This is a genomic window from Brevundimonas guildfordensis (assembly GCF_014836405.1).
In the GTDB taxonomy this organism is placed as follows: Bacteria; Pseudomonadota; Alphaproteobacteria; order Caulobacterales; family Caulobacteraceae; genus Brevundimonas; species Brevundimonas guildfordensis.
In genome coordinates this window covers 907,572-925,466 of the sequence record NZ_JACSQU010000001.1, presented here as the reverse complement: position 1 = coordinate 925,466, position 17,895 = coordinate 907,572, and the positions used below count along the sequence as shown (strand labels likewise).

Sequence of the window (17,895 nt, the reverse complement as noted above, 5' to 3'; positions counted from 1 at the left end):
CGAAGCCCTGGAAAGGGCGCGCCTATACGGGAAAAACCCCGGCACGGCAAGGCGCGTGGGGAAAAGCCGAGACCCGATACGGCGAGTGCGGCCCATTCCTCGCAGGAGTTTCACAAAAGCCCCGGCGAACCGTCGCATTGGGTGCGTAGGCCTTGGCTTCAACGACGTGAGTTTCGGGGAACCATCATGATGAAGCTGTCCGCCGCCTCCTTGGCCGCCGCCCTCTTGCTGGCCGCGCCTGCGACGGCCCAGATCGTCGCGCCGCCGGACCCTGATCCGCTGCCGCCGCCGCTGCACGCGCCGAACGGGCGTTGGGCCGCCAAGGGCTGGGCCGACCGCATCGTGCTGAGCCCCGCCGCTGACGCCGCGCGCGGCGCCGCCGTCGCCTGGCGCACCGACACGCGTCAGGCCGGCGCCGAGGCGCAGATCGCCGAGGAGATCGACGGCCCGCTGCTGGGCTTCGCCGCCCGCACCGTGGCCGGGACCACGGCCCCGATCGAGAATGAGAACGGTCAGGCCCTGTACCATCAGGCGCGTTTCGACGGGCTGAAGCCGGACACGCGCTATGTCTATCGCGTGCGCGCCGCCGACGGCTGGAGCGAGTGGCTCCCGTTCCGCACAGCCAAGGCCGAGTTCGCGCCCTTCCGCTTTATCTATCTGGGCGACACCCAGAACGACATTCTCGAGGTCGCCTCGCGCGTGATCCGCTCGGCCTTCAAGGAGGCGGGACCGGCGGCTCTGGTCGTCCACGCGGGCGATCTGGTGGCCCAGCGCGAGGTCAAGGTTCACGACGACGAGTGGGGCGAGTGGACCGAGGCCGGCGGCCGCGCCTACGCCATGACGCCGCAACTGCCCGCCACCGGCAACCATGAGTACGTCGACCACATCCTGCCGAACGGCGAGGAGTCGCGTCTCCTGGGCCCGCACTGGCCCCTGCAGTTCGCCTTGCCGGACAACGGCGCCGAGGGCGTGAAGGCGACCAGCTACTACGTCGATTATCAGGGCGTGCGCTTCATCGTCCTGGACGGCACGGCGGCCATCGACCTGGGCGCCGGGGAAAGCCAGACTCGCTGGCTGGATAAGGTGCTGGCCGAAAGCCCGGCGCGCTGGAACGTCGCCCTGGTCCACCAGCCGATCTACACCTGCGCCCGGCCCGAGGACACCGAGGAGCTGAAGGCCGCCTGGAAGCCGATCTTCGACGCCCGCAACATCGACCTGGTGCTGCAGGGGCACGACCACTGCTACGGCCGCGTCTCCAACCCCGCCGGGGCCGAGGCTTCGCGCGCCGACAGCGCGGCGGGCCGTCCCCAGGGACCGGTCTATGTCGTCTCGGTCACCGGCTCCAAGATGTATGGACTGAACGACCGGGCCGACACCCAGCCGGTGCGCGCCGCCGAGAACACCGAGCTGTATCAGTTGATCGACGTCGAGGCCGATCGCCTGTCGTTCCGCGCCTTCACGGCGACGGGCGGCCTGTATGACGCCTTCACGCTGGTGCGGCAGGCCGACGGCACGAAGCGGCTGATCGAGACGGAGGACACCCTGCTGGCCCTGCGTCGCTGCGACGGCGCGGCTGGACCGGACGACCGCCCCTGCACGGCGGAAATCAAGGACTAAGGGCGGGCGCGAGGGCGGATCGCTGACGCGTTCGTCTTGCCGTAGGGGAGGGATTCGCCTACCCCTCGCGGCTTGATTCAACGGATGACGGACGATCCCGGATGAGCCTCGCGCTTCTCTTTCCCGGTCAGGGCAGCCAGTCGGTGGGCATGGGCGTCGCCCTGTCGGACGCCTTCGCCAGCGCGCGCGAGGTCTTCGCCGAGGTGGACGACGCTCTGAACCAGAAGCTGTTCGAGCTGATGCGCGAAGGGCCGGACGATCAGCTGACCCTGACCGAGAACGCTCAGCCGGCCCTGATGGCCGTGTCGGTCGCCACGGCGCGGGTGCTGAAGGTCGAGTTCGGCGTCGACATGGCGCGCGCCGCCTTCGTCGCCGGTCACTCGCTGGGCGAATATTCGGCCCTGGCGGCGGCGGGCGCGATCAGCCTGTCGGACACCGCACGCCTGCTGAAGCTGCGCGGTCAGGCCATGCAGCGCGCCGTGCCGGTGGGCAAGGGTGCGATGGCTTCGCTGATCGGCCCCAAGACCGACCTGGCGCTGGCTGAAGAAGCCGCCAAGGCAGGTTCGGCCGCTGGCGTGTGCGTCGTCGCCAACGACAACAACAAGGGCAATGTCGTCATCTCGGGCGACAAGGCCGCCGTGGATCTGGCCATCGAGAAGGCCAAGGAACTGGGCGCGCGCGCCATTCCGCTGAACGTCTCGGCGCCGTTCCACTGCCCGCTGATGCAGCCTGCAGCGGACGAGATGGCTGCCGCTCTGGCTGAGGCGAAGATCATCGCGCCCGTCGTGCCGGTGGTCGCCAACGTCACCGCCCGCCCGGAAACCGACGCCGAGGTCATCCGCCGCCTGCTGGTCGAGCAGGTGACGGGCCGCGTGCGCTGGCGCGAGAGCATGGAGTGGATGGCGACTGAAGGCGGCGTGACCCGCTTCGTCGAGGTCGGCTCGGGCAAGGTCCTGACCGGCATGGCCAAGCGCATCGCTCCCGACGCCGAGGCCCTGGCGCTGAACACGGCCGAAGAGCTGGAAGCCTTCGCCAAGTCGCTCTGAACAGACAGGAAGAAACCATGTTCAATCTTTCGGGAAAGACCGCCCTCGTGACCGGCGCGACCGGCGGCATCGGCGGGGCCATCGCCCGCGCACTGCACGCACAGGGCGCGACTGTCGTTCTGTCCGGCACGCGCGAAGCCGTGCTGGCTGACCTGGCCAAGGAACTGGGCGAGCGCGCCTTCTTCGCCGCCGCCAACCTGTCGGACGCGGAATCGGTCGACGGTCTGGTCGCCCGCGCTGAGGAAGCCGCCGGCGCGCCGCTGGACATCCTGGTCGCCAACGCGGGGATCACCAAGGACGGCCTGCTGATGCGGATGAAGGACGAGGACTTCCAGGCCGTCATCCAGATCAACCTGGAGAGCTATTTCCGCCTGACCCGCGCGGCGATGAAGGGGATGATGAAGCGCCGTTCGGGCCGCATCATCGGCATCACCTCGGTGGTCGGCGTCACCGGCAACCCCGGCCAGACCAACTATTGCGCCTCCAAGGCCGGGATGATCGGCTTCTCCAAGTCGCTGGCCCAGGAAGTCGGTTCGCGCGGGATCACGGTCAACTGCATCGCGCCGGGCTTCATCGCCTCGCCGATGACCGACGTGCTGAACGACCAGCAGCGCGAGGCCATCCTGACCAAGATCCCGGCCGGGCGTCTGGGCGAGGGCGACGAAATCGCCTCGGCCGCCGTCTATCTGGCGTCGGACGAAGCCGGCTACGTCACCGGGCAGACCCTGCACGTCAACGGCGGCATGGCGATGATTTGATCGAAGCGCGCCCTCACGACGCGCAACAGACTATTTCCACTTCCGCACCCTGTGCTAAAGGGCACGGACGTCTTTCGGGGTTGAGTCTCATTGAGGCTTGTTTCCGGCAGGCAGCCGTGACACGGCGAAACCAACCAAGACCCGCCATCACGGCGATTTCAAACAGGCAAGAGAGACACTCATGTCCGACACCCTCGAACGCGTCCGCAAGATCGTGATCGACCACCTGGACGCCGATCCGGACAAGGTCACCGAGAAGGCTTCCTTCATCGACGACCTGGGCGCTGACTCGCTCGACAACGTCGAACTGGTCATGGCCTTCGAAGAAGAATTCGACGTCGAAATCCCGGATGACGCCGCTGAGCACATCCAGACCGTCGGCGACGCGGTGAAGTTCATCGACGAGAAGCTGGCCGCCTGATCCGGCTGCGATTCGTCGCACTTACCAGCTGATGGCCGCCGTGACGGACCCCTAGCGGGACCGTCCGGCGGCCATTAGTGTTTCTGGTTACGATTCTGACCAAGAAGGAGCGCGAACCATGCGCCGCGTCGTCATCACGGGCCTCGGCCTGGTTACGCCTCTGGGCACGGGCGTCGAGCACGTCTGGAAAGGCATTCTGGAAGGCCGATCGGGCATCCGTCCGATCACCGCCTTCGACACCGAGGGCTACGGCTGCACCATCGCGGGCGAAGTGCCCAGCGTCGACGGGCGCGGCGGCGGCGAGGCCGGTCAGCCCGGCGTCTTCGATCCCGATCAGGTGATGTCGGCCAAGGACCGCAAGCGCGTCGACGACTTCATCCTGTACGCCATCGCGGCGGCGGACGAGGCGCTGGCCGACGCGAACTGGAAGCCGGAATCGGAAGACGACAAGGAAGCGACCGGCGTGATGGTCGGGTCGGGCATCGGCGGCCTGGGCCCCATCGCCGACACAGCCATCGTGCTGAAGGAACAGGGCGTCCGCCGCGTCAGCCCCTTCTTCATCCCCTCGGCCCTGATCAACCTGGCCTCGGGCCAGATCTCGATCCGCCACGGCCTGAAGGGTCCGAACCATTCGGTCGTCACCGCCTGCGCCACCGGCGCCCACGCCATCGGCGACGCGGCCCGGATGATCGCCCTGGGCGATGCTGACGTCATGGTGGCGGGCGGGGCCGAAAGTTCGGTTGTGCCGATCGGCATCGCGGGCTTCCTGGCCTGCAAGGCGCTGTGCACCGCCTATAACGACACGCCCGAGAAGGCGTCGCGTCCCTATGATCGCGGCCATGCGGGCTTCGTCATGGGCGAAGGCGCCGGGATCATGGTGCTGGAGGAGTACGAACACGCCAAGGCGCGCGGCGCCAAGATCTACGCCGAGGTCGTCGGCTACGGCATGAGCGGCGACGCCTATCACATCACCGCCCCGTCGGAAGACGGCGACGGCGGCCTGCGGGCCATGAAGGCGGCGCTGAAGCGCGCCGGCATGCAGCCGTCCGACCTGGACTACGTCAACGCCCACGGCACCTCGACCATGGCCGACTGGATCGAGCTGAAGGCGGTCGAGCGGCTGGTCGGCGACCACGCCAAGGACCTGGCCGTGTCCTCGACCAAGTCGATGACGGGCCACCTGCTGGGCGCCGCCGGGGCGATCGAGAGCATCTTCTCCGTCCTGGCCATCCGCGATCAGATGGCGCCGCCGACCATCAATCTGGACGACCCGGAGATGGAGACGCCGATCGACCTGGTCCCGCACAAGGGCAAGACCAGGAAGATCGATGTCGCCATGTCCAACAGCTTCGGTTTCGGCGGCACAAACGCCTCTGTGATCTTCAAGAAGGTCGACTGACTTGGCCAAGGCTCCGTCCCGCCGCACCCCCAAGGTTCGCATTCCCAAGTCGCGCGTTCCGAAAAAGGGAAGCGGGGGCGGAGGCGCAAAGTCCGGTCTCGGCGTCGGGCTGATCACCGCCGCCGGGACGCTGGGTCTGTTTCTGGTCGCCGCGCTGGTGGCGTTCTGGGCCGTCTACTGGGGGCCGGGACCGAGGGCGGCGGAAGGGGAGGCGACCATCGTCACCCTGCCGTCCGGGGCGGGCGTTCCGGCCATTGCGGCCAATCTGAAATCGGCGGGGGTGATCCGCTCGACCGACCTGTTCCGCGCGGCGATCAGCCTGACCGGCGCCGACCGCAAGATTCGCGCGGGCGAATATGAGGTGCCGTCGGGCGCCTCTCTGGCGACGGTTGTGGGCCTGCTGGTCGAGGGCAAGTCCGTGCGCCATTACGTGACCCTGCCCGAGGGCTGGTCCAGCGCCCAGGCGGTCGACATCCTGATGAAGCAGCCGGTCCTGACCGGCGAGGTCGAGGTTCCCCCCGAGGGGAGCCTGTGGCCCGAGACCTATGAGGTCGCGCGCGGAGAGACCCGTGCCGCCGTCGTGGCCCGGATGCAGCGCGCCGCCAAGACCAAGCTGGAGACCCTGTGGGCCGCCCGCTCGCCCGCCACGGTGGTGACGACGCCGGAAGAGGCGCTCATCCTGGCCTCCATCGTCGAGAAGGAGACGGGCATCGCCTCCGAGCGGCCCGAGGTGGCGGCCGTCTTCACCAACCGCCTGCGTCTGGGGATGCGGCTGGAGAGCGACCCGACCATCGTCTACGGCGTGACCAAGGGGCGGCCGCTGGGGCGGGGAATCCTGCTGTCGGAGCTGCGCAGGCCGACGCCGTGGAACACCTATCTGATCGACGGCCTGCCGCCGACGCCCATCGCCAACCCGGGCGAGGAGGCGCTGAAGGCCGTGCTGAACCCGCCGCGCTCGGAGTACGTCTTCTTCGTCGCCGATGGCACGGGCGGCCACGTCTTCGCCCGCACCTATCAGGAGCATCTGCTGAACGTGGCGCGCTGGCGCGAGATCGAGCGCCGCAAGGCCGGTCTCTCGGGGGGCGGGACGCCGGAGACGTCGCCTGCGCCGATGACGGACGAGGCCGCGCCGGCCATCGCCATCCCGCCCGGCGCCAAGGTCATTCGCGTGCCGACGGAGGCCGGACGATGAGCGGAAGTCATATTTCGGGCATGACCGGCTTCGGCCGGGCCGATGGCGGGCTGGACGGCTGGACCTGGACGGTCGAGGCGCGTTCGGTCAACGGCCGGACGCTGGAGACGCGCTTTCGCGGTCCCGGCGGCTTTGACAATCTGGAGCGGCTGGCCAAGTCGGCGGCTCAGGCGCGGCTGAACCGGGGGCAGGTGACGCTGGGCTTGCAGGCCAAGCGCGCCGAGGGGACTGAGCCCGCGCCGCGCGTCAATGAGGCGGTGCTGGCGACCTATCTGCGGCTGGCCAATCAGCTGGCGGAGGAGGGCGCGACCCCGCCGTCGGCCGACGGCCTGCTGGCCCTGCGCGGCGTCATCGAGGTCGCAGAAGACGACGAGGACGCGGAAGCCCGCGCCGCCTTGGAAGGCGCCATGGCCGCCACGGTCGAGCAGGCGCTGGATGCGCTGAAAGCGTCGCGCCTGCGCGAGGGCGAGCAACTGACGCCGGTCATCCACGACTTCGTCGGAACCATCGAGGCTCTGGTCGCGCGCGCGGAGCTCGAGGCGTCGGCCCAGACCGACGCGATCCGCGACCGCTTCACCCGCCGCATCAGCGAACTGGCGCCCGAAGCGCCCGGTCTGGACGAGCGGGTCTTCCTTGAGGCGGCCGCCCTGGCGACCAAGGCCGATGTGCGTGAGGAGCTGGACCGGCTGACGGCCCACGTCGCCTCGGCCCGCTCACTGTTGCAGCAACCCCCCGCCGGTCGAAAACTCGACTTCCTGATGCAGGAATTCATGCGCGAGGCGAACACCCTCTGTTCGAAATCCGCTACGACCGCGCTTACCGGAATCGGCTTGGAGTTGAAGGCCGTCATCGAGCAGTTGCGCGAGCAGGTCCAGAACGTCGAATAGACCCTAGAGGGCCTTGGCGAACACCTTGGAGATCGGCTGGTAGTCCAGGCGCTCGAAGAAGGCGTGCGCGCGATCATTGCGGATGCCGCTTTCCATGAAGGCCCAGTCGGCGCCCCAGGCGCGGGCCTGATCTTCAACAAAGGACATGACGCGGCGCCCGATGCCGCCTGAGCGCGCGGTCGGCGACACGGCGATGTCTTCGATGACGACGTAGCTGGCGCGTTCATCGGCGCATTTCAAAACGACTCCGACGCAGACGAGGCTGTCGGCCTCGAACGCGACGACGATCCGGCGATCCGGTCCCGGTTCGGAGAAATCCGCGCGCATTTTTTCAGCCAGATCCGGAACCCAGCTGCGACCGTCCGTGCTCAGGCCCGTTTGAATTTCGCCATGAGAAATATAGCCCGGGTCGGGCTGGATAGCGGCTGTCATGAAAGCTGCTGCGGAATCATATTCGTCTGGCTTGGCCCAACGAATGGAGAGGGGAGGAGAACTGTTTTCGATCATACAAACGCTCTTGGGGGCTGGGGAAACGGTTCAGCCCGGATATCGTTCACCCAGCAGAGCGCGCTTTCGCAGCCGAAGTTTTTTCCCACCGCTTGATAGAAGCGATGTCGTATGGGCGCGAGTTCTACTTCGGGAATTGTCAGGTTCGCCCGTGGCGCGGCGGCGTGTTCGGCGTCCCAGGCTGCGATTAGTTCCCGAATCAGAGGATCGAAGACATCGCAACGGAGTTGCGGCGCGTAATTGTCACGAAGGTCATGCCAGACGGCGCGAAAGCCCCATTCGCAGGCAGTGTCGAAGAACCAGGCGATCCAGCTCCCGAATACGTCGTCTTCTATATAGTCCCTTGTGATTATATATTTGTTTGAATTTTGCTCACCGAGCCTGATATCACTGTTGTACTTCTTTCTAAGTCTGACGGCTATCTCAAACAAATTGCACGTCGATTCATAATATTTGCGAGCTGTGAGCTCTGCTTGGCTGCGATCCGTTCCGCGAGGGTGCGGTTCCGGCGGGCACAGGTTAGATTTGTAGAACGGTATTATTGAGCGGTACTCTGCTTCAAATCGGAAAACGGATAGGGATTGCAGTTCGAGGCGCTGGTAGATTTCGACCTGCTTGGCTTCGATCGCCTTGAGCTCCGCCGCGTGGTGATTGCGGTTCGATCGTCTGAACTGAATGTAGGCCAGCAGCAGGGTGAAGCCGGTGAGGGCGCTGCCGAGTAGAGGCCCGTAGTCGCGCACGAACAGGGCCGGCCCATAGCATTGTACGAAGGCTGCGAAGTTATTGGCGGCTGAGAGTATCGCCATTGCATCGATCATGGAGCTTTCCCCCTCTCCCGGAAGACTCCTGATATATCAAACGCTGTTCTTAGTCGCGAACTTGCGACGGGGGGCGACGGGCCTTATGCACCCGGGCTTGCGAGAGACGAAGAAGGCCCGACCATGTCGAATAACCGCACTCCCCGCCGTGGCGTCCTGCTGATCGTGGCCAGTCCGTCGGGGGCCGGGAAGACCTCGCTGTGCCGCCGCCTGATGGCCGATCACAAGGGGCTGGAGCTGTCGGTGTCGATGACCACGCGCGATATTCGGCCGGGCGAGGTGGACGGGCGGGACTACAACTTCGTTTCGGTCGAGGAATTCCAGCGCCTGATCGATGCCGACGCCTTCCTGGAATGGGCCGATGTGCACGGCAACCGCTACGGCAGCCCGGCCGCCCCGGTCGAGCGGGCGCTGGCCGAGGGCCGCGACGTTTTGTTCGACATCGACTGGCAGGGCGCCCGCGACGTGGCCGCCAAATGCCCCGGCGACGCGGTGCGGGTCTTCATCCTGCCGCCCAGCCTTGAGGAACTGCGCCGCCGTCTGGTGACGCGCTCCCAGGACGCCGAGGACGTGATCGAGCGCCGGGTCGCCAACGCCAAGGGCGAGATCGAGCACTGCGACGAGTTCGACTATGTGCTGGTCAACGAGGACTTTGATCGGTCCTACGCCGAGCTGGCCCACATCTACCACGCCGAGCGCAGCTGCCGTCGTCGCAACCTGTGGGTCGACGGCTATAAGGCCGCCCTGCTGAAGGAAGTGGTCTGACGCTCATGAGCGAGGCCGAACACCGCCGCTGGCTGGCTCAGGCGATCGACCTGGCTCTGGGCAACGTCAAGGCGGGCGGTCGGCCGTTCGGGGCGGTGCTGGTCAAGGACGGCGCGTTGGTCGCCAGCGGCGTCAACCGGATGCTGGCGACGAACGATCCCAGCTCTCACGCCGAGATGGAGGCCCTGCGTCAGGCGGGACCGGCCCCGGGCGGCGTCGACCTGTCTGGCGCGGTCCTCTACGCCAGCGGGCACCCGTGCCCGATGTGCCTGGCGGCGGCGGTGATGACGCGTGTCAACGCCGTCTACTACGCCTTCAGCAATGCGGACGCCGAGCCCTACGGCTTCTCCAGTGCGGCGACCTATCAGGCGCTGGGCGTGAAGCTGGACCCGCCGCCGTTGCCGCTGACGCAACTGGACGTGCCGGGGCGGACGGCGGCGGACCTGTACGGCGCCTAGCGGAAGGTCACGCGCACGCCGGGCTTGACCTTGGAGGCCAGCTGTTCGGCGTCCCAGTTGGTCAGCCGGACGCAGCCGCTGGAGAAGGTCTTGCCGACCTTGGACGGGTCCGGCGTGCCGTGGATGCCGTAGGTGTCGCGCGACAGGTCGATCCACACCGAGCCGACCGGATTGTTCGGCCCCGGCGGCACGATGACCTTGCGGTCGCCCCGGTCATAGCTGACCCGGTCCGGATCGTAGGTGTAGTTCGGCTCGGGCGCGACGCCGACGACGGTCAACTCGCCCGAGGGCGCCGGGCGCGCCGAACTGCCGATGGTGGCCGGATAGAAGGCCAGGAGCTTGTCCGAGGCGTCATAGACCCGCACCGAGCGCTCGGCCTTGTCCACGACGATATGGGCCACATCGGCCGCCAGGTCGGTCTGGGCGACGGCGGCCACGACGATGGTCTGACCCGCCTTGCCGAAGTCTACGCCGGGGTTGAGCGCCTGCAGCAGGCCCTCGGTAATGTGGAATTTCTCGGCCAGCATCTCCAGCGGCGTGGCGTAGCCGACCGTCTTCAGCTTGGCCATGTCGGGCAGACTGGCCGGAACCTGGCCGATGAAGGGGCCCTCCAGATCGGCGGCGGTGATCGTGTAGTCGGTCAGGACGCGGCCGTCGTCGCCCGACGTCAGGCGGCGGAAGACCTCGGCGTCCAGCACCCCGTCCTGCGGCAGGCCGGCGGCCTTTTCGAAGGCGGCGATGGCCTGACGGGTATTGTCGCCGCCTAGGCCGTCGATGACGCCGGGCGAGAAGTTGGCGCGGTCCAGCAGGATCTGCGCGCGCGCCGTCGCCGCGTCGGGCCGCGCGGGCTGGCCCTCGACGGGAGCGGGGGCGGTTTCGAACACGGCGCTTTCGACCGCCTCACGCGTCAGGGCGGCGGGCGCGGCGGGCTGGGCGGCGGCCGGGGGCTCTGACTTGGGCGTTTCAGCCGGGGAGCCGCAGGCCGCCAGGGCGGCCGCGATGAAGGGCAGGGCGGAGGCGGCGAGGCGCGATTTCGACATGAAAGCTCCGAAGGTTCCGGGGCTTGTCGAACGCCCTTACGCTGGGTGCTGTTCCTGCGCTTCTTCGGTGCGGGCGGCGAAGAACGGCTTCAGCCGGCTGAGCGCGTCTTCGATCTCGGGCGTCGAGACGGCGAAGCTGAAGCGGATGAAGCGGTGGCCGTTGACCGGGTCGAAGTCGACGCCCGGCGCCGTCGCCACGCCCGTCTCGCGCACCAGTTTCTCGCAGAAGGCCATGCTGTCGTTGGTCAGGTGGCCGATGTCCGCATAGATGTAGAAGGCGCCGTCCGGCGGGGCGATCGAGCGCAGGCCCATGGCGGGTAGCGCCTTCAGCATCAGCTCGCGATTGGCGCGATAGACGTCGATGTTGGCTTCCAGCTCTTCCTCGCAGTCCATGGCGGCCAGGCCGGCGAACTGGCTGAGCGTCGGCGGCGTCAGGAACATGTTGCCCATGCGCGCGCGGGCTTGCTGGACCTCTTCTTCCGGCAGGATCAGCCATCCCAGGCGCCAGCCCGCCATGCTCCAGTATTTGGAGAAGCTGTTCACGATCATGGCCTTGTCGTCGAACTGCAGCATGCAGGGCGTGTCGTGGCCGTAGGTGATGCCGTGATAGATCTCGTCCGAGATGATGCTGATGTTGCGCTCGCGGCAGACCTCGACAATCGCCTTCAGCTCGTCCTCGGCGATGACGGTGCCGGTCGGGTTGGCCGGGCTGGCGATGATGACGCCCTGGGGCGCCGGGTCCAGCTCGCGCAGCGCCTTGGCCGTCAGCTGGAAGCGCACGTCGGCGCCGCAGTCGATCTCCTGCGGGACGATGTGCAGGGCCTTCATCGTGTTGCGATAGGCGACGTAGCCGGGGCGGGCGATGGCCACGCGGTCGCCGGGGGCGAAGCGCATGTTCAGCGCCACCACCAGGGCGGGCGAGGCGCCGGCCGTCATGATGACGCGCTCGGGATCGATCTCGACGCCGTAGCGATCCTTGTACAGCTTGGCCACGCGGGCGCGCAGCAGGGGGCTTTCCCAATAGCCGCCAGCCTCGGCGTCGATCACGCGGTGCGCCTCGGCCAGGGCGGGCGCAGGGGCGCCGGTCGAGGGCTGGCCGAACTCCATGTGGATGACCGACTGGCCTTGCGCCTTCATCTCATGGGCGATGCGGCTGATGGCGATGGCGCGGAAGGGTTCGATTTCTACTGTCATGTCAAAGCGTCGGCCAATCTGAGGAAGCCCGCCACGTCGATGGTCTCGGCGCGGGCGTCGGGTTCGATTCCAGCGGCTTCGCACAGGGCGGCGCCGCCGAGTTGTTTCAGGCTGGAGCGCAGCATCTTGCGACGCTGGCCGAAGGCGGCCGCCGTGACCCGTTCCAGCCGCTTCAGGCGGTCGGGGGCGGGGCGCTCATTCAAGGGTACCAGATGCACCACGGCCGAGGCCACCTTGGGCGGCGGGGTGAAGGCGGCGGCCGGCAGGTGCATGACGATGCGCGCCTCGGCCACGGCCTGGGCGATGACGGCCAGACGGCCATAGGCGTCCTCGCCCGGCTGGGCCACCACGCGCTCGGCGACTTCCTTCTGGAACATCAGGGTCAGGGCGCAAGGGCTCCACGGCCCCGTCAGCCATTTGATCAGCAGCGGAGTGCCGACGTTGTAGGGCAGGTTGGAGACCAGATGCGCCGGTCCCTCGACCAGGTCGGCCTCTTTCACCTTCAGGGCGTCGGCCTCGACGATGGTCAGGCGGCCCGAGCCGTCGTCCAGTCCGGACAGCAGGGGGATGAAGCGCGGGTCCTTCTCGACCAGCACCACCTTGCCCGCATCGCTTTCCAGCAAGGCGCGGGTCAGGCCGCCAGGGCCGGGGCCGACCTCGATGACGGCGCGGCCCTCGAATGGCCCGGCGTAGCGGACGATCTTTCGCGTGACGTTGAGGTCCAGCAGGAAGTGCTGGCCGAAGCTCTTCTTGGCCGACAGGCCGTGGGCGTCGAGCGTTTCACGCAGGGAGGGCAGATGATCGGTCACGAAGCCTGTTAGCGCGCCGCGCGGGCGGACGCCATCTCCGAAGCCAGGCGGACGGCGGCGATGAAGCTGTCGGCGCGGGCGACGCCCTTGCCGGCGATGTCGAAGCCGGTGCCGTGATCGGGCGAGGTGCGGACGATGGGCAGGCCCAGGGTGGCGTTGACGCCGCCCCAGAAGTCCAGCGTCTTCACCGGGATCAAGGCCTGATCGTGATAGAGGCACACGACGGCGTCGTAACGCGCCCGCGCCTCTTCGTGGAACAGGGTGTCGGCGGGCAGGGGGTCGGTGATGTTCAACCCCTCGGCGCGCAGGGCCTCGGCGGCCGGGCGCAGCACCTTCACCTCCTGCAGGCCGATGGCGCCGCCTTCGCCTGCGTGGGGGTTGAGGGCGGCCATGGCCAGGCGCGGGGCGGCGATGCCGAAGTCGCGCTTCATCGATTCGTGGACGACGCGGGCGACGCGGGCGACGCGCTCGCCCGTCACCAGTTCGGGCAGCTGGTCGATCGGCACGTGGATAGTGACGAGGCAGGCGCGCAGGTCCTTCGCCGTCAGCATCATCACCGGGCCGCGCGTGCCGCTGAACGGGACGTCGGCGGTCAGTTCGGCGATGAACTCCGTATGGCCCGGAAAGCGGAAGCCGGAGGCGTACATGGGCGCCTTGGCTATCGGCGCCGTCACCAGGCCGCAGCCTTCGCCCGACAGCACCAGATCGACGCCGCGCTCGATCCAATCGGCCACGGCGACGGCGTTGGCGGGGTCGGGCATGCCGGGCGTTACTTGCGCGGGCGCCGGATGGTGAAGAACAGGGATGGCGCGACCGAAGACGGACGTGGCGTCCGCCGGGCTGAGCACGGCCTCGACCGGCTGGCCGTGGGCTTTCAGCACCTGGGCGTCGCCGACCACGACGAACGGGGCCAGCGAGCCAGCCGAGTCGGACAGCGTCGACCAGGCGCGGGCGATGATCTCCGGCCCGACCCCGGCGGGGTCTCCCATCGTGACGATGAGCGGCCGGAGCGGGGTCATTGCTTGATTTCGATCAGGGCGTCTTCGCGCAGGTCGCGCAGGTAGCGGCGGCCCAGCATGGCGTAGTTCTGATTCTGCAGGCGCGCCTCGACCTGTTGCATCGAGGGCGCTTCCGGGCCGCCCAGACGGCGGTCGCAGACGGCCAGCAGGTGGACGCCCAGCGGCGTGCGGACGGCCGTGCTGATGGAGCCGATCTCGGCCGAACGGGCGACCTGCTGGAACTGCGGCGCCAGGTCGGCGACGTCGCTCTCGCCCAAGTCAGCGCCGAGCAGGCCGGCCTCGGAAGTGGCGCGGGTCAGGATGTTGTCGCACGTCAGTTGGCCGCGCAGCGCTTCCAGGCGTTGGGTGGCGGCGGCGACCTGCGCCTCGTCCGCGTCCTCCGGCACCTCGATCATGATCTGCTTCATCTTGACCATGCTGGTCGAGGCGCCCGAGCGCTTGTCGCGCATATACAGGATGTAGACGCCGCCCTCGACCGGGATGGGGTTCGACAGCTGGCCGACCTCAAGGGTGTCCATCACCGACTGGAGGGCGGGCTGGGTCGTGCCCTGCACGATCCAACCGGCGTCGCCGCCGCGCGCAGCCGAAGGAGCGGCCGAGAACTGGCGCGCCACGGCCATGAAGGGGGCACCCTGGATCATCTGCTGCACCAGCTGGCGCGCGCCGTTCATGGCTTCCTGCATGCCGCCGACGCGGGCGGCTTCCAGGTAGATCTCGCCGACCAGGTACTGAGGCTTGGTGGCCGATTCCGTCAGTTGGCGCATCGTCTGCTCGACCTGGCTGCGGCTGACGCGCGCGCGGTCGCGGAAGCGGCCGCCGACCAGTTCGCGCCAGCCCACCTCGGTGCGAATCTGTTCGCGGAAGGCGGGGATGGCGATGCCGCCCTGCTGCAGGAAGGCCAGGAATGACTCGGGGCTGGCGCCCGCCTGGCGAGCGATGTCGGCGATTTCCCGATCGACCTCTTCGTCAGTGATCCTGAGCGTCTCGAACTTAGCGATTTCCTGCGTCTGCAGGTGCTGTTCGATCAGGTCGTTCAGCGCCTGCTGCTGGATGGCGGCGATGTTCTCTTCAGTCGGCTGCAGTTGGGACATGGCCATGACGACCAACATCCGCTGGCGCAGGTCGAAACCCGTGATGATGCGGTCGTTGACCGTGGCGATGATGCCGTCGGCCATGCGGAACTGAGGCGCGGGCGTCGCGCGCTGCGGCGCTTCCTCCGCCGCCGGGTTCAGCGCGCCCGCGGCCTGCTGCGATCCAGCCGTCTGCGCAGGCGCTGTCTGGGCCCACGAAGGCTCCACGGCCGCGACGACCATCAGGGCGGCCAGGGCGGCTCCCGTAGAGTAACGCTTCAAACGCATCGTCAGTCCTGATTCCTTAAAGCGGTCCCGACCCGGTGAGCGACGCTGTCCGCGCCGCCGCGCAAGGGGCTACATCCCCGTAATCCGCAATCCACGCCATGCCTACCGCATATTGTCGCGATCATAGCCTGAACCTCCAAAAGTGGCGAGGTTAAGACGGATATAGACGCCCTCGGCCGGGCCTGTGGGGCGCACCCGGGTGTTGTCGCGGCGCCAGCCCAGCTCGATGCGGAAACAGTCGTCATCGAACAGCAGGCCCACCTCGGAGCGGGTGATGATGTTGCGTTCCAGATCGGCGATGCCGTTCACCGCAAAGCCCCAGTTGCCGTAGACGAACTGGTGACCCGACAGTTGAACGAACTCGTAGTTGCGGTTTTCGGGACCGTCCAGCGGGTTGGAGCGGTCGACGATGTAGCTGACGCTGGCCAGGTTGCGGCGGCCCCAACGGCCGTCGACCGTGGCTTCGGCGCGGCGAATCTCTCCGTTGCCGTCGACAGTGGCGTGGAACCAGCCGCGCATCCGGTCGGAGGGGTTGAAGGTTCCCTGCACGACCCAGTCCGAGGTCCGGCTGGCCAGACCCGAGGGGTCGTAGAGGCGAGCCGGGTCATCGGGGATCGGCGTCAGATACTCGTCCTGATCATCCGCGCGCATGCTGCGGCCGATGAAGAGGCTGGCCGAACGCACATCGTCCCAGCGCAGGGTGGCGCGGGCGCCCGCCGTGAAGCGCAACCCGCCCTCCAGCAGGTCGTAGCCGGGGAAGCGGTCCATGCGGAACAGCGACAGGTGGTCCAGTTCGGTGATCTGGCTGTCTTCGTTCGGGATGCGCGGGTCCAGGTCAGCCTTGTTCGAGACCGAGAGCTGGGCCATCGGCTCCAGGATCACGTCGGACGAGGCGCTGAGACGGCGATACAGCGGATAGCTGACATCAACGCCGGCGCTGGTTCGCGCGCGGAAATGGGTCTCGTCCTCGACGCCGAGGGCGGGCGGCAGGTCGTCCACCGAATAGACGTCGGCGCGCAGGTCGATGAACGGCTCCCAGCGCACGCCGATAGGCGAGCTCAGCACCCGGCGCCACTCCGCCTGGCCGGTAACGCGGCGGCTGTCGACGCCGGGCAGGCCGTCCGTCGGGCCGACAGGGATCAGCTCAGGCGCCAGGGTCGGGAAGCCGACATAGGCGTCGCGCGTCAGCGCCACGGCTGAGCCGCGCAGGCGCAGGCGCCCGCCCAGGACCGGACCTTCAGGCTCCCACCGCGCCTCGATCAGGGGCGCGACCAGCGGCAGGGTGTTGTCGTCCTCGAAGACGTTCAACGCCGGGGTGACGGGGTTGAACTCGGCCACCCGCAGGCTTTGCAAGGTGAAGGCGGCCACCGAGAGATAGGAGCGTTCCGTCTGGCGCTCGGCGTAGATCTGGCTGATCAGGCGGCGGCTGTCGCCGTAATAGAGGCCGTTGTCCTGATAGGCGTCGCGGATGTCATAGCGGTCGAACAGGGTCTTGTCCGAAACCCGCTCGGCGGTGAAGCCCCAGCGCCAGGGACCGTCGGGATCGAACTTGCCATGGGCCAGCAGATAGCTGCGCGTCGTCGTGTCGCCGAACCGGACGTTGCTTTCCGCCTGGCCGTCGCCGTCCAGATCGAAGTCGCCGAAGCTGCGGCCGTAGGTGGCGCCGCCGCGCGCGACGATCATCCCGTCCGTGAACCGCTTGCGCCATTGCAGGTTCAGCAGCGGCGCGACCTTGGTGTTGAACTGCGGGCTGACCAGCACGTCCTCCGACGGGGAGATGACGTGCAGGTAGGGGATTTCCAGCGAGACCCCGCGCCCGGCCTGATAGTCGCCCCACGGAACCAGGAAGCCCGACGCGCGGTCGACGGTCGGATCGGGGTGGGAGAAGGCCGGGAGGTAGAAGATGGGCACCCCGCCGAGGCGGAACACAACGTCGCGATAAAGGATCGCGCGCAGCTCTTCGTTCTGGACCGCTTTGGACGCCTGGATCGAGACGCTGGGCGTCTTGGCTTCGCCGTCCACGGTGCAGATCGGGCAGGGCGTGAAGATGACCTTGTTCAGCTCGCTGACCGTCTCGGAGCGGCGAACGGCGGTGGCGGCCATCAGGCTGGCGCCGTTCGACAGGCGGGTGGCCAAGTCGACGGCGACGCCCGCCTTGAAATCGGAATCCAGCTCGATCCGTTCGGCGTGGACGACGGATCCGTCCGGCGCGGTTAGTTCGGCGTCGCCCGAGGCCGTGGCGATGCGGCTCTGAAGGTCATAGGTGACGTCCTGAGCCCGCAGGCTGTGGTCCTGGAAGCGGGCCATGACCCGATCCTCGGCCGAGCCCTTGGCCGAAATGACGTCGCCCTGGCGCTGAGCCGAATCGGCGTCGACGAAGACGGCGTCGGGCGTCAGGCCGTCAGCGCCGGGCGCGGCCTGAGCCGCCGGCTGAGACGCGGCTTGCGCAGGCGCTTGGACCTGGGCTGGCGCCGCCTGGGCTTGGGCTGCAGTGGCGGCCGCTAGCGGAGACAGGGGCGCGCCTATGACCAACGCCGCGCCGGTCAACAGCCGAAGGCGCAGGGCTCCCATACGGGGGAGGCGGCGATGGGTCATGCGGTGTCCACT

17 protein-coding genes are annotated in these 17,895 nt (G+C 67.9%); 9 read left to right on the top strand and 8 right to left on the bottom strand.

What is annotated here, in order from left to right; genetic code table 11:
• Nucleotides 1-186: 186 nt before the first annotated feature.
• The 7 genes from H9656_RS04460 to H9656_RS04430 all read left to right on the top strand — a co-directional run bounded on the left by H9656_RS04460 (nucleotide 187) and on the right by H9656_RS04430 (nucleotide 7,320).
• A complete protein-coding gene (locus H9656_RS04460) occupies nucleotides 187-1,617 on the top strand; it encodes a purple acid phosphatase family protein (RefSeq protein WP_225212220.1) in 1,431 nt (476 codons plus the stop codon).
• 101 nt (nucleotides 1,618-1,718) lie between these two features.
• The gene (gene fabD, locus H9656_RS04455; protein WP_191743030.1) at nucleotides 1,719-2,663 is read left to right on the top strand and encodes an ACP S-malonyltransferase; all 945 of its coding nucleotides are present in this window, start codon (nucleotides 1,719-1,721) and stop codon (nucleotides 2,661-2,663) included.
• A gap of 17 nt (nucleotides 2,664-2,680) precedes the next feature.
• Nucleotides 2,681-3,421 (top strand): 3-oxoacyl-[acyl-carrier-protein] reductase, encoded by a 741-nt coding sequence (fabG, locus tag H9656_RS04450; RefSeq protein WP_191743029.1) that lies wholly within the window; start codon nucleotides 2,681-2,683, stop codon nucleotides 3,419-3,421.
• A 181-nt stretch (nucleotides 3,422-3,602) separates the two neighbouring features.
• Nucleotides 3,603-3,842, top strand: a complete 240-nt coding sequence (locus tag H9656_RS04445; protein WP_003165440.1) for an acyl carrier protein — start codon at nucleotides 3,603-3,605, stop codon at nucleotides 3,840-3,842.
• A 118-nt stretch (nucleotides 3,843-3,960) separates the two neighbouring features.
• Nucleotides 3,961-5,241: a beta-ketoacyl-ACP synthase II gene (gene fabF / locus H9656_RS04440; protein WP_191743028.1), complete on the top strand. Its 1,281-nt coding sequence runs from the start codon at nucleotides 3,961-3,963 to the stop codon at nucleotides 5,239-5,241.
• Nucleotide 5,242: 1 nt separating this feature from the next.
• Entirely contained in the window at nucleotides 5,243-6,433 is a 1,191-nt protein-coding gene (gene mltG / locus H9656_RS04435; protein WP_191743027.1) for an endolytic transglycosylase MltG, read from the top strand.
• Nucleotides 6,430-7,320 carry a YicC/YloC family endoribonuclease gene (locus H9656_RS04430; protein WP_191743026.1) on the top strand — a complete coding sequence of 297 codons (891 nt, stop codon included), beginning with the start codon at nucleotides 6,430-6,432 and terminating at the stop codon, nucleotides 7,318-7,320. The genes mltG and H9656_RS04430 overlap by 4 nt, the downstream gene beginning before the upstream one ends.
• A 3-nt stretch (nucleotides 7,321-7,323) precedes the next feature.
• Here H9656_RS04430 and H9656_RS04425 read toward each other — a convergent pair whose 3' ends face one another.
• Together H9656_RS04425 and H9656_RS04420 are read right to left on the bottom strand one after the other, a co-directional pair.
• Entirely contained in the window at nucleotides 7,324-7,827 is a 504-nt protein-coding gene (locus tag H9656_RS04425; protein WP_191743025.1) for a GNAT family N-acetyltransferase, read from the bottom strand.
• Nucleotides 7,824-8,645, bottom strand: coding sequence for a hypothetical protein (locus tag H9656_RS04420; protein ID WP_191743024.1), 822 nt, complete (start codon nucleotides 8,643-8,645; stop codon nucleotides 7,824-7,826). The genes H9656_RS04425 and H9656_RS04420 overlap by 4 nt, the downstream gene beginning before the upstream one ends.
• Before the next feature lie 123 nt (nucleotides 8,646-8,768).
• On the opposite strand from H9656_RS04420, the gene gmk reads away from it, so the two are divergent.
• Entirely contained in the window at nucleotides 8,769-9,410 is a 642-nt protein-coding gene (gmk, locus tag H9656_RS04415; protein WP_119411801.1) for a guanylate kinase, read from the top strand.
• A gap of 5 nt (nucleotides 9,411-9,415) precedes the next feature.
• Complete coding sequence (locus H9656_RS04410) at nucleotides 9,416-9,868, top strand: nucleoside deaminase (RefSeq protein WP_191743023.1); 453 nt, start codon at nucleotides 9,416-9,418, stop codon at nucleotides 9,866-9,868.
• On the opposite strand, the gene H9656_RS04405 is transcribed toward H9656_RS04410, so the two are convergent.
• From H9656_RS04405 to H9656_RS04380, 6 genes are all read right to left on the bottom strand, one after another.
• Nucleotides 9,865-10,908 carry a L,D-transpeptidase family protein gene (locus H9656_RS04405; RefSeq protein WP_191743022.1) on the bottom strand — a complete coding sequence of 348 codons (1,044 nt, stop codon included), beginning with the start codon at nucleotides 10,906-10,908 and terminating at the stop codon, nucleotides 9,865-9,867. The two genes, H9656_RS04410 and H9656_RS04405, sit on opposite strands and share 4 nt — an antisense overlap.
• A 36-nt stretch (nucleotides 10,909-10,944) precedes the next feature.
• A complete protein-coding gene (locus tag H9656_RS04400) occupies nucleotides 10,945-12,102 on the bottom strand; it encodes a pyridoxal phosphate-dependent aminotransferase (RefSeq protein ID WP_191743021.1) in 1,158 nt (385 codons plus the stop codon).
• On the bottom strand, nucleotides 12,099-12,911 hold the full coding sequence (gene rsmA, locus H9656_RS04395) for a 16S rRNA (adenine(1518)-N(6)/adenine(1519)-N(6))-dimethyltransferase RsmA (protein ID WP_191743020.1): 813 nt from the start codon (nucleotides 12,909-12,911) through the stop codon (nucleotides 12,099-12,101). The genes H9656_RS04400 and rsmA overlap by 4 nt, the downstream gene beginning before the upstream one ends.
• A gap of 8 nt (nucleotides 12,912-12,919) precedes the next feature.
• A complete protein-coding gene (gene pdxA, locus H9656_RS04390) occupies nucleotides 12,920-13,930 on the bottom strand; it encodes a 4-hydroxythreonine-4-phosphate dehydrogenase PdxA (protein ID WP_191743019.1) in 1,011 nt (336 codons plus the stop codon).
• Entirely contained in the window at nucleotides 13,927-15,288 is a 1,362-nt protein-coding gene (locus H9656_RS04385) for a peptidylprolyl isomerase (protein WP_191743018.1), read from the bottom strand. The genes pdxA and H9656_RS04385 overlap by 4 nt, the downstream gene beginning before the upstream one ends.
• A 102-nt stretch (nucleotides 15,289-15,390) precedes the next feature.
• Entirely contained in the window at nucleotides 15,391-17,883 is a 2,493-nt protein-coding gene (locus tag H9656_RS04380; RefSeq protein ID WP_225212219.1) for an LPS-assembly protein LptD, read from the bottom strand.
• Nucleotides 17,884-17,895 lie beyond the last annotated feature (12 nt).